Origin of the sequence: Proteus sp. STS61-E (assembly GCF_040932335.1) — a bacterium.
Lineage (GTDB): Bacteria > Pseudomonadota > Gammaproteobacteria > Enterobacterales > Enterobacteriaceae > Proteus > Proteus mirabilis_B.
On record NZ_JBFQGE010000004.1, the window covers coordinates 154246 to 165231 of the forward strand.

Below are 10986 nucleotides of genomic sequence, written 5' to 3' on the forward strand. Positions count from 1 at the left end.
CGCCGAAAACAGCCTCTGTATCTATCAATAAACAGAGATAATCATAATCTTATTAGATTAAGTGACTCAATTAAGCTGTTAGGTAAGGCCCTGCGCGAATACCGCGGATTTGTGCAAGCCATAATCCGGTATGATAGGAATTTGTATTCTGTACTAAAACGTAACCAGAAAGAGGACGGTTGCTTAGTGCTGATGATGGGGTCTCTGTTAATAAGGCATACAGAGTATCAAGCATAACCTCTGCAACATTAGAAACAGGTAACGGTTCATCTTTGGCTTTAACCATCAATTCAGGCGAATTAATGGTGAATGCAAAAGAGAGCTGTTTAATCACATTTTTTACTGCGTGTTGTTGCCAGTAATTAAAGGTGAAGGATGAAGCAGGATTCTGTACACTTTGGCGTAAGAATAAGTTATCAAACGCAATAAGTGCCTGACTTTGGCGGTTTTGAGATGAAGGTGTATCAGTTTGCTGTGGATTTTCGGCATGAGTAGACAACAGCGAAGGTATTCCAATACCTGCTGCTACCATCCCTAAAAGCAGGTGCGACCAAAAATATCGCCTGCCAAACTGTCGCCAAAAACTTATAATGCTCATTAACCTTGGTTGCTCATTAATCTTTATTTTGTGGAGTCAAAATCTATGCGGGATAGTTACCCACAATCATTGGAAAAAATCTTCATTGAACTTGAAGGTTCCAACAAGAGTACATTACAACTTATACAACAGCGTGCAACGATTTTACTAAAATTAAATCGCGCCGTCATGGCTCTTTTACCTGTTCCTTTACGAGATAAGTGCCGTGTCGCAAATTATCGCAATGCTATTTTAATTATTGAAGTTGCAAACGCAAGTTGGTTAACTCGTTTACGTTATGAAACCCCGTCATTACTTTCCGCATTGAGGCAAGAAATTTTACCATCCTTATCCTCAATAGACATCAAAATAAATCCGTCTTTGGGAATAAAACAGGAAAAAAGATCTTTAATATCATCATTAAAAGAGCAAGTGCCTACAAAGAGACGTCACTTAAGTTTGGAAAGCGCGCAATCATTGAAGTATTTGGCTGAGAAAAGCCCGAAGAAATTAAGAGAGAAATTAGAACGGTTGGCTGCACTTGCCGGAGAGAGTACAAGTACAGCCAAAGATGAACGTTAATTAGAGATAATTAACGCGCTTTCCTTCGCAGGAATTAAGCAAAGACCATTGAGGGAGCTTTGAATGCCACTGGCATTTGCGCTTCGTCTTCAAATGTGACGAATTCCCACGCAGATTCTTTTGCTAATACAGCTTGGAGCAATTTATTGTTCAGTGCATGACCTGATTTAAACGCGGTAAATTCACCGATAATGTTATAGCCACACATAAATAAATCACCGATTGCATCCAACATTTTGTGACGAACGAATTCATCTTCAAAACGCAGACCATCGTCGTTGAGAACACGATAGTCATCAACTACGATTGCACAATCGAAGCTTCCGCCTAAACACAATCCTTTAGATTGTAAATATTCGATATCACGCATAAATCCAAAAGTACGAGCACGACTGATTTGGCTCATAAAAGATTCCGCGGAGAAATCTAATTTATAACGCTGTGTACTTGCATCAATGGCAGGATGATTAAAATCGATAGTAAAATCTAATTTAAATCCGTTGTATGGACGCATTTCTGCCCATTTGTCGCCATCTTCTACACGCACTGTTTCTTTGATGCGAATGAATTTCTTCGCAGTACGAAGTTCTTCGATACCTGCATCAAGTAACAAGAAAACAAAAGGTGCCGCACTTCCATCCATAATTGGAATTTCAGGTGCATTCACTTCAATTACGATATTATCAATGCCTAAACCAGCCAGTGCTGCGTTTAAATGCTCAACGGTTGATATACGCACATCGTCTTCGTTAACTAAGCAAGTACATAACATAGTGTCACGAACTGATTTTGCGTCTGCTGGAAAATCCACCGGTGGATTTAAGTCAGTACGACGGTAGATGACCCCAGTGTTTGCTGGCGCCGGACGCATTGTAAGCGTAACTTTTTTACCCGTGTGAAGTCCCACACCAGTTGCTTGTACAATTCGTTTTAATGTCCGTTGTTTGATCATCATTTTATCTCGCAATGTTATCCGTCCTACCAATCATTATACTTATAATTGGCAGGACAGTTTAGCACAAAAAGCGGAGATGCCAATCTTTTTGGCGATTAATCAGCCTGTTTTCTCAGGAACGCAGGGATATCTAAATAATCCGGTTCTTTGCTTGCCTGAGTAGATTGTTCGTTAACGGCTTTCGCAGCAGGCTTGCTTTCTTCTACGGCAGAGAAAGAAGACATGCTATTTTGCATTTGCTGGTAACGATTCTCCATTGCGCTTTGCTGATTCTGTTTATTAGTTACCAGTGTAATTTCTGGACGTTTGTCCATCCCAATACCTGTTGCAACCACAGTCACACGCAATTCATCATTCATTTCTGGGTCAAGGGATGTACCGATAACCACAGTCGCATTATCTGATGCAAATGCACGAATGGTATTACCCACTGTTTCAAATTCATCAAGACGTAAGTCAAAGCCTGCAGTGATGTTGACTAACACACCACGTGCGCCAGATAAGTCGATATCTTCCAATAATGGACTTGAAATCGCCATTTCTGCTGCTTCTTCAGCACGGTCTTCACCTTTCGCAGCACCAGATCCCATCATGGCATAACCCATTTCAGACATCACAGTTCTTACGTCAGCAAAGTCAACGTTCATTAAACCTGGACGAGTAATTAGCTCAGCGATACCTTGAACTGCGCCTTTTAATACATCATTAGCTGCACCGAACGCATCTAATAATGAAATTCCACGACCAAGTACTTTTAATAATTTGTCATTTGGAATAGTGATTAACGAGTCAACATGTTTTGATAACTCAGTAATACCTTGCTCCGCAAATGCCATGCGTTTTTTGCCTTCAAAATTAAAAGGCTTAGTTACTACAGCAACGGTCAAAATGCCTAATTCTTTAGCCACTTCTGCAACAACAGGCGCAGCACCAGTACCAGTACCACCGCCCATACCTGCTGCGATAAAGACCATATCGGCACCTTCAAGTGCTGCACGTAACCCTTCGCGGTCTTCCTCAGCAGCATTACGGCCCACTTCAGGATTTGCACCTGCACCTAAGCCTTTCGTAATGGCATTACCAATTTGGATAGTCTGTCCGACCGCTGTTTTACGTAGCGCTTGAGCATCCGTATTGACTGCAAAGAAATCTACGCCTTCAATACGTTCACGAACCATGTGCTCAACCGCATTACCGCCGCCGCCACCAACGCCGATGACTTTGATCACCGCATCGTTGGTTAATTCCATAGGTTCAAACATAATTTCTCTCCGTTTTGTGCCTTCTCAGGGCCGCTTGCTCAAACGACCTCTTTTTAAATTTGTCTGATTATTAAAACTCTCTTTTTAGCCAACCAGTGAGTTTCTTAAATAAACCACCGACAGCAGAGCGTTTCTCGGTTTCAGTTTCCTCACCAAAGTGAGATTCTTTACCGTAATGCAAGAGCCCAACCGCTGTTGAGTAGTAGGGGTCCTGCGCATAATCTGTTAGCCCGGTAATATTTAACGGTTTACCGATCCGTACTTGCGTGTGGAAAACACGTTGAGCACATTCAACAAGTCCATCAATCTGTGCAGCACCACCTGTTAGCACGATACCTGCGGCTAAATGATGCTTAATCCCTTGCTGGCGTAACTGTTCTTGAACTTTTAAAATCTCTTCATTAACAAGATTGAGCAGTTCGGTATAACGAGGCTCAATCACCTCAGCAAGAGTTTGTCGTTGCAGACTTCTTGGTGGTCTGCCTCCGACACTTGGAACTTCGACATTTTCATCTTTACCAACTAAAGATCCTAATGCACAACCGTGACGAACTTTGATAGCTTCCGCATCATTTGGCGGTGTGCCAAAAGCGTAAGCAATATCGCTGGTTACAACATTGCCTGCATAAGGAATAACGCGGGTATGTCTTAATGCTCCACCGGTATAAATAGCGATATCCATTGTACCGCCACCAATATCAACAACACACACACCTAATTCACGTTCATCTTCTGTTAATACAGCGAAACTTGAAGCCAGTCCCGCAAAAATCAGTTGATCCACTTTTAACCCACAGCGTTCAACTGCTTTTACAATATTCTTTGCCATATCGTTATGGCAGGTAATTAAATGAACTTTAGCCTGCATACGCACGCCCGATAATCCAACTGGGTTTTTGATCCCTTCTTGATAATCAATGGCATACTCTTGCGGTATCACGTGTAAAACACGGTGTTCATCTTTTACTTTGACGGATTTCGCGGTATGTACCACGCTATCAACATCATCTTGAGTCACTTCTTCTTCTGAAATTGGCACCATACCAATCTCATTTTGGCAACTGATATGCTTGCCTGATAACGCCAAATATACTGAAGATATTTGACAGTCAGCCATTAATTCAGCCTGATCTACCGCCCGTTGCACGCATTTTACGACGGATTCGAGATCGTTAACGCCACCTTTATCCATGCCCCGAGATGGACAACTTCCCACCCCGATAATATTCACTACGCCATCAGGCAGGATCTCACCGACAAGGGTGGCTACTTTGGCCGTACCAATCTCAAGACCAACTACTAATTTTCTGTCCGTCGCTTTGATCATTATTGTTCTGCCTTCGCCTTCATCGTGTCATCTGCCACGTCTTGTTTATTCATTCTCAAGTAATAAAGGAGCCCATCCGACTGCACCACCACTGTCATAACGCAGATCCACGTAATCAACTCGTTTATCTGTTTGTTGTTGCAGTATCGGATACAACTCAATAAAGCGAGCGATCCGTTTTTCGTTATCCTTACGACCTAACTCCAATCGGACATCATTGTCTAAAACTAATTGCCATCCTTGACGGGCAGACATTGACGCTGCTTTTAAATTCAGGTTACTAGCAAGAAGTTGATCTCTCATTGCGACATAACCTGACAACACCATTTTTTCGCTTCCTTGTGGGCCATATAGCAAAGGATAACTTCCTTTGGTTTCCAACTGCGTTGGCAGACTGAAAACACGCCCTTCTTTATCAAGAAAGTAAGTATCATTCCAACGGGTAAAGGGAACATACTCTACCAGATGGATTTTAAGTTCATCAGGCCACTGTTTACGAACAGTGACTTGCCTAATCCATGGCATCCGTTCAATTTGTTGCTGAATGATATTCACATCCTGTGTCATAAATGTGCCCGGCTGTCCTAAAGACAAAATCGCCTGACGCACATCATCATTCGTTGTGTAATGCCGCTCGCCTGTTAATACAAGTTTTGAGATTGGTAGACGATTAGCGTCTTTCATCCAGTTAACCACTTGTATCCCACCCCAAACGATGGTGGCAATCACACATAAGAAAAAGATTAATCCTGATAAATAAGTACCATTACTCGGTCTGTCAGAATGTTGCTTCTCTTTATGTTCTTTTATATTTAGCGCTGCTTGTGACATATTAACCCACTAACTCCTGAGCAACGTTTAAACAAGAGAATCGCCCATCCTTTTGTCCGATATTCCAGCGATTAATACTTTTCCTACATATATATACTTTATGAACACCTTTAGGTTTGATAATTAAATCACTAAATTGTTCAATCTGTTGAGAATTATTTACTTTAAAAGAAGAAATTGCGAATTTTTCTTCGTTTTTCTTACTTTTTAACTGAAATTTTTTCTCAACACAGATTTGAGCAAGCGAATTCCCGATCATTTTTTTCGCCAATTCAGTGTTACTTTCTTCATAACACTCCATCATTACAGTTGTTTTATTGACTATTTCACCATAAATGATGTTCACTTGCTCAAACATCCGTCTTAATCCTCGCTGAAAGATGGCTGTAATTTCGTATCTGCTAAGCGACGCGCTATTTTACCAATATTTCCAGCACCTTGAACTAAAACAAGATCATTATCTGTTATTACACCCGCTAATATTGATGAAATATTATCCACATCAGAAACCCAGATAGGATCTAGCTTCCCACGTTGGCGAATTGTTCGACAAAGTGAGCGACTATCGGCACCTGCAATAGGCGCTTCCCCTGCAGAATAAACATCTGTTAATAATAAAATATCAACCTGATTGAGAACAGTGGCAAAGTCTTCATATAAATCACGAGTACGGGTATAGCGATGAGGTTGGAAAATCATCACTAGACGTTTATCTGGCCACCCTGCTCTCGCTGCTTTAATCGTTGCATCAACTTCTGTTGGATGATGACCATAATCATCCACTAGCATCACTTCACCTTCTTGACCATTAACATGCTCAAGACCGTAATTACCTAAGAAATCGAAACGACGCCCAGTACCTTGGAAGTTAAGTAATGCTGCTAAAATATGTTCGTCAGCAATGCCTTCTTCTGTGGCTACAGCAACTGCAGCCGTCGCATTCAATGCGTTATGGCGACCGGGTGCATTTAAGACAACTTGCAAATCTGGCATACCTTCACGAGATATAGTGAAAAAGCCCTGAGCGCCTTTTTGTTCATAATGCGTAATACGAACATCAGCATCTTCACTAAAGCCATAAGTCGTAATATAACGCCCTACTTTAGGAATAATCGAACGAATGACATCGTCATCCAGACACATCACTGCACGACCATAGAATGGTAAATTGTGCAAAAAGGTAATAAACGTCTCTTTTAGATTGTCAAAATTACCGTGATATGTATCCATATGGTCTGCTTCGATATTCGTAACGACAGCAACCATTGGTTGTAAATGTAAAAATGATGCATCGCTTTCATCAGCTTCAGCAATTAAATAACGACTGCAACCTAAACGAGCATGAGTGCCAGCTGATTTAACAAGCCCACCATTAACAAACGTAGGATCTAACCCCGCTTGCGCATAAATATTTGAAATCATCGCTGTTGTCGTGGTTTTACCATGTGTTCCGGCAATCGCAACACCATGACGATAACGCATCAATTCAGCCAGCATTTCAGCACGACGGATAACTGGGATACGTGCTTCTCTTGCTGCAATAATCTCAGGGTTTTCAGCACTGATCGCTGTCGAAACCACAACAACACTTGCGCCACGAATATTTTCAGGGCGATGATTAAAATAGACTGTTGCGCCTAAGGCAACGAGCTGTTGTGTGACTACGTTCGGTGCTAAATCAGAGCCGCTGATTTCATAACCTTCGTTAGCCAGCACTTCGGCAATTCCACCCATACCCGCACCACCGATGCCGATAAAGTGAATATGCTTAACTTTTCTCATTTCAGGCACAAACGATCTTAATTTTGCCAGTTGTTGTGTATTCACTATTTACTTCTTCACTCTAAGTTAATGGTTACAAGTTACGTTTATTTTTTTGCCACTTCGATTATCACATTTGCTACGCGCTCTGTGGCATCCGTAATCGCAACACTTTTTGCTTTCTCTGCCATCGCTAACAAGGTTTCTCTATCCCAATTTTTCAGGGTTTGTGCAATGACTTCTGGAGTTAAATCATTTTGCTCGATAATTCGCGCGGCACCCGCTTTTTCTAGCGGCAGTGCATTCCAATATTGCTGTCTATCTTTGTGCTGGAAAGGAACAAAAATAGCGGGTAATCCCGCTGCGGCAATTTCGCTGACCGTTAATGCGCCTGAACGACACACCACAACATCAGCCCATTGGTAAGCTTGCGCTATATCATCAATAAATTCAGTAACTTTATATTCAGATTTAACTGAATTTTTTGCTAATTCGTTCTGATAGCGTGTTTTTGTATCACTTTCGCCACCTTTTCCTGCTTGATGCCAGATTGTAACATGTTCACCTAGCAAACCTGCAACTACAGGTAAGGTATGATTTAAAATTCTAGCGCCTTGGCTACCACCAATAATCAGTACACGAACAGGCCCTGTTCTCTCTTTTAATCGTACTGAGGGTGCTTCGAGTGCCAATACATCTTCACGAACAGGATTTCCAACAACCGGTGCTTTAGGAAATGCACCCGGAAAAGCCTGCAATACACGTTTTGCAATTTTAGATAACCAACGATTAGTTAATCCAGCGATACCATTTTGCTCATGCAAAATAACAGGTATCCCACACATCCAAGCAGCAACACCGCCCGGACCTGAAACATAGCCACCCATACCAAGTACCGCATCTGGCTGATAGCGCTTCATAATGGCACGAGCTTGGAAAATCGCTTTAATAATACGAATAGGTGCTGCGATTAACGCTTTAATCCCTTTGCCACGTAAGCCTGAAATACGAATAAATTCAATTTCAATACCGTGTTTAGGTACTAAATCGGCTTCCATTCTATCCGCCGTTCCTAACCATCGAATTTCCCAACCTTGGGATTGTAGATAATGAGCAACAGCCAGTCCCGGGAATACATGCCCCCCAGTACCACCAGCCATAACCATTAAACGGCGTCTACGCTCGCTCATTTCGGGCTCCTTACAAACGCCTGAGCTTGTGCTAGACGTGTTTCATAATCAATTCGTAATAACATCACGATGGCGGTTGACATAATAATCAAGCTCGAACCACCGTAACTAATAAGAGGAAGGGTTAATCCCTTTGTTGGCAACATACCTGCTGCTGCGCCTACATTGACCAATGACTGGAATGTAAACCAGATCCCGATAGAGCAAGCTAAAAAGCCTGAAAAACGTTGATCGAGGATCAGCGCACGTCGCCCAATTTGCATCGCACGAAAAGCGATGAAGAATACCATTAAAAGCACTAAAACCACACCGATATAACCAAGTTCTTCAGCAAGAATAGAGAAAATAAAGTCGGTATGCGCTTCAGGCAAATATTCTAGTTTTTGTACTGAGTTTCCTAAACCTTGTCCAAGTAAATCCCCTCGGCCAAATGCCATTAGAGATTGTGTAAGCTGATAACCGCTACCAAATGGATCTTCCCAAGGTTCTAAGAAAGAAGTAATACGTCGAACACGGTAAGGCTCAACGATAATCAACATAACAACAGCCGCAATTCCTGAGCCGATAATGGCTAAGAATTGCCAAATTTTAGCGCCCGCTAAAAATAACAGCGCTAATGTTGTTACGAATAAAACCACAACCGTTCCTAAGTCCGGCTGTAATAACAATAAAACAGCCAGTATTAGCATCACACCCATCGGTTTACAGAAACCCCAAAAGTTATTTCTGACTTCTTCAACTTTTCGAACTAAATAACTCGATAGATAGCAAAACAGTGCAAGTTTTGATAATTCAGCAGGCTGGAAATTTAATGGTCCCACCGCAATCCAGCGTGAAGCACCATTAACTGAACTCCCAACTCCCAATACCACCAATAAAAGGAGTATTGAACCAAATAGCATTAAGCTGCTATAACGTTGCCAAATTGCCATTGGAATACGCATGGTGACTAACGCGATACAAAATGCGACAACGATATAGATACCATCACGTTTCGCAAATAAGAAAGGATCTTCTGCAAGACGTTGACCAACTGGCATTGAAGCCGATGTCACCATAACAAAGCCGACAACCGCTAATCCGAAAGTAAACCAGAGCAAAGTGCGATCATACGGCACAAATGCCGTATTCTCAGTTTGATAACTGCCCACTAGCCACTGTTTTAATCTTCGCATTGCGAATATGCTCATCAGCCAAGCTCCCTTGCTAAACGCGCAAATTCATCACCACGCTGCTCAAAACATTTGAACTGATCTAAGCTTGCACATGCCGGAGAGAGCAACACCATATCTCCTGATTTTACAGTCGGTGCTAAAGCTCGCATGGCTTCTTCCATTGTCACTGTTAATAAAGAGACATCTGGTCGTAGATTTGCCAATGCTTGCCCATCTTGTCCAAAACAGTACAGACGAATATTGTCGCCACTGATATAAGGCAATAAAGACGTGAAGTCAGCCGATTTCCCATCTCCACCTAATAAAAGATGCAGAGTGCCTTCAACTTCTAGCCCTCGTAATGCCGCCTCTGTGCTTCCCACATTGGTCGCTTTCGAGTCATTTATCCAACGTACATTTTGATGTGAATAAACTAATTGAAAACGATGAGCAAGACCGTGATACGTTTTCAGTACCTCAGTTGCTGCTTTACGAGAAATACCCACTGCGTCAGCAAGTGCTAATGCCGCTAATGCATTGGTGTAGTTATGCTGTCCCGAAAGATACATTTCAGCCGTCGAAAGGACTTTCTCACCTTTCACTTTTAAAATGCGATTTGTGTTATCAAGCTGATAATCACCTTGTCCAACACCAAAACTAACACAACGATTATCTTTACCCGCTAAAGGTAACGTTAATGCATCATCTTCGTTATAAACGCAGGTTTTAGCGTTATCGTAGATACGCAGTTTTGCTTCACGGTATTGCTCTAATCCTAACGGATAGCGATTCATATGATCTTCGCTAATATTTAATACCGTTGCAGCCGCAGCTTGTAAGCTATAAGTCGTTTCCAATTGGAAGCTCGATAGCTCTAATACATATAAATCATGAGGCTCGGTTAATAAGGTCAGAGCGGGAACGCCAATATTGCCTCCGACCCCAACGCGAATACCATCCGCGCTTGCCATTTCACCTACTATCGTTGTCACGGTGCTTTTACCGTTAGAGCCAGTAATTGCAACAATAGGTGCTTGGGCTTCACGGCAAAATAATTCGATATCACCGATAATTTCAACGCCATGATTTGCCGCTTCAACAAGCTCAGGTGTTGAAAGTGCAATACCCGGACTTGAGATAATTAAATCAGCATCGTTAAGCCATGCTTGATGAAAACTACCTGTATGATATTCAACGTCAGCAGGAAGCTTATCTAAGCCTCCTGGTTTTTGGCGTGTATCAATAACCTTAGGCGTAACACCTTGGCGGATAAAAAAGTCAACGCAGGAAAGGCCTGTTATTCCAAGCCCAACAACAACTACTTTTTTTCCCTGATAATTTGCCATG

Annotated in this window: 11 protein-coding genes; 1 reads left to right on the forward strand and 10 read right to left on the reverse strand. The window is 42.1% G+C overall.

Translation table 11 applies throughout. The features are described 5' to 3' along the window. Positions 1-70: 70 nt before the first annotated feature. The gene (gene secM / locus AB4J89_RS11125) at positions 71-598 is read right to left on the reverse strand and encodes a secA translation cis-regulator SecM (protein ID WP_088494929.1); all 528 of its coding nucleotides are present in this window, start codon (positions 596-598) and stop codon (positions 71-73) included. Positions 599-643: 45 nt separating this feature from the next. Between secM and AB4J89_RS11130 the strand changes: the two genes are divergently transcribed. Further along, positions 644-1159 carry a DUF721 domain-containing protein gene (locus AB4J89_RS11130; RefSeq protein ID WP_088494928.1) on the forward strand — a complete coding sequence of 172 codons (516 nt, stop codon included), beginning with the start codon at positions 644-646 and terminating at the stop codon, positions 1157-1159. Between the two features lie 34 nt (positions 1160-1193). On the opposite strand, the gene lpxC is transcribed toward AB4J89_RS11130, so the two are convergent. The 9 genes from lpxC to murD form a co-directional block, all read right to left on the reverse strand. Further along, entirely contained in the window at positions 1194-2111 is a 918-nt protein-coding gene (lpxC, locus tag AB4J89_RS11135; protein WP_036913397.1) for a UDP-3-O-acyl-N-acetylglucosamine deacetylase, read from the reverse strand. A gap of 98 nt (positions 2112-2209) precedes the next feature. Beyond that, positions 2210-3376, reverse strand: a complete 1167-nt coding sequence (ftsZ, locus tag AB4J89_RS11140; RefSeq protein WP_088494927.1) for a cell division protein FtsZ — start codon at positions 3374-3376, stop codon at positions 2210-2212. 70 nt (positions 3377-3446) lie between these two features. Beyond that, positions 3447-4703, reverse strand: a complete 1257-nt coding sequence (gene ftsA / locus AB4J89_RS11145) for a cell division protein FtsA (RefSeq protein ID WP_098942190.1) — start codon at positions 4701-4703, stop codon at positions 3447-3449. Positions 4704-4748: 45 nt separating this feature from the next. Continuing rightward, positions 4749-5534, reverse strand: coding sequence for a cell division protein FtsQ (gene ftsQ, locus AB4J89_RS11150; protein ID WP_088494926.1), 786 nt, complete (start codon positions 5532-5534; stop codon positions 4749-4751). A gap of 1 nt (position 5535) precedes the next feature. Further along, entirely contained in the window at positions 5536-5892 is a 357-nt protein-coding gene (locus AB4J89_RS11155; RefSeq protein ID WP_088494925.1) for a hypothetical protein, read from the reverse strand. Between the two features lie 5 nt (positions 5893-5897). Further along, on the reverse strand, positions 5898-7361 hold the full coding sequence (murC, locus tag AB4J89_RS11160) for a UDP-N-acetylmuramate--L-alanine ligase (protein ID WP_088494924.1): 1464 nt from the start codon (positions 7359-7361) through the stop codon (positions 5898-5900). Between the two features lie 41 nt (positions 7362-7402). Then, positions 7403-8485: an undecaprenyldiphospho-muramoylpentapeptide beta-N-acetylglucosaminyltransferase gene (gene murG / locus AB4J89_RS11165; RefSeq protein ID WP_088494923.1), complete on the reverse strand. Its 1083-nt coding sequence runs from the start codon at positions 8483-8485 to the stop codon at positions 7403-7405. Further along, positions 8482-9675 carry a cell division protein FtsW gene (ftsW, locus tag AB4J89_RS11170; RefSeq protein ID WP_088494922.1) on the reverse strand — a complete coding sequence of 398 codons (1194 nt, stop codon included), beginning with the start codon at positions 9673-9675 and terminating at the stop codon, positions 8482-8484. Before ftsW ends, murG begins: the two co-directional genes overlap by 4 nt. Continuing rightward, positions 9675-10985, reverse strand: a complete 1311-nt coding sequence (murD, locus tag AB4J89_RS11175) for a UDP-N-acetylmuramoyl-L-alanine--D-glutamate ligase (protein ID WP_368469233.1) — start codon at positions 10983-10985, stop codon at positions 9675-9677. Before murD ends, ftsW begins: the two co-directional genes overlap by 1 nt. Position 10986: the final 1 nt, after the last annotated feature.

Excerpts from the sequence above, each read along its gene's own strand:
- secM (WP_088494929.1), bottom strand. The coding sequence starts at position 598 with ATGAGCATTATAAGTTTTTGGCGACAGTTTGGCAGGCGATATTTTTGG.
- AB4J89_RS11130 (WP_088494928.1), top strand. The coding sequence starts at position 644 with ATGCGGGATAGTTACCCACAATCATTGGAAAAAATCTTCATTGAACTT.
- lpxC (WP_036913397.1), bottom strand. The coding sequence starts at position 2,111 with ATGATCAAACAACGGACATTAAAACGAATTGTACAAGCAACTGGTGTG.
- ftsZ (WP_088494927.1), bottom strand. The coding sequence starts at position 3,376 with ATGTTTGAACCTATGGAATTAACCAACGATGCGGTGATCAAAGTCATC.
- ftsA (WP_098942190.1), bottom strand. The coding sequence starts at position 4,703 with ATGATCAAAGCGACGGACAGAAAATTAGTAGTTGGTCTTGAGATTGGT.
- ftsQ (WP_088494926.1), bottom strand. The coding sequence starts at position 5,534 with ATGTCACAAGCAGCGCTAAATATAAAAGAACATAAAGAGAAGCAACAT.
- AB4J89_RS11155 (WP_088494925.1), bottom strand. The coding sequence starts at position 5,892 with ATGTTTGAGCAAGTGAACATCATTTATGGTGAAATAGTCAATAAAACA.
- murG (WP_088494923.1), bottom strand. The coding sequence starts at position 8,485 with ATGAGCGAGCGTAGACGCCGTTTAATGGTTATGGCTGGTGGTACTGGG.
- ftsW (WP_088494922.1), bottom strand. The coding sequence starts at position 9,675 with ATGAGCATATTCGCAATGCGAAGATTAAAACAGTGGCTAGTGGGCAGT.
- murD (WP_368469233.1), bottom strand. The coding sequence starts at position 10,985 with ATGGCAAATTATCAGGGAAAAAAAGTAGTTGTTGTTGGGCTTGGAATA.